A 355-nucleotide genomic window follows, 5' to 3' on the forward strand; every position below is an offset into this window, starting at 1 on the left:
TCGCAGATGCGGCGCGATCTGCGCCGCCAGCCGGCCCGCCAGCGCGTCCAGTTCGGCATAGCTCACACGCTCGTCGTCGCTCACCAGCGCCAGCGCCTGCGGCGTTCGCCGCGCCTGCGCCTCCACCAGGCCATGCAGGCTGCCGCGCAGGTCGAAGCGCTGTGCCAGCGCCTCCGGCAGCGCCTGCGCCGGCTGGCCAAAGGCCAGCAGCTGCGCCTGCAGCCCTGAAGGCAGCAGTGCCAGCTCGCTCAACGCCGCCTGGCCGCCCTCGCGCAGCGCCTGCTCCAGGCTTTGCAGCGCCTGCGCCATCAGCGCGCAGACCTGCGGCGCGCGGCCGGCGCCGGCCACCTGCGCG

Annotated in this window: 1 protein-coding gene; it reads right to left on the reverse strand. The window is 75.8% G+C overall.

All coding sequences use genetic code 11. The features are described from left to right. A partial coding sequence (locus tag LZ017_RS21910; RefSeq protein ID WP_374109970.1) for a hypothetical protein occupies window positions 1-355 on the reverse strand: 355 nt, incomplete at both ends.

The sequence above is a fragment of the Pelomonas sp. CA6 genome, from assembly GCF_022549225.1.
Lineage (GTDB): Bacteria > Pseudomonadota > Gammaproteobacteria > Burkholderiales > Burkholderiaceae_C > Roseateles.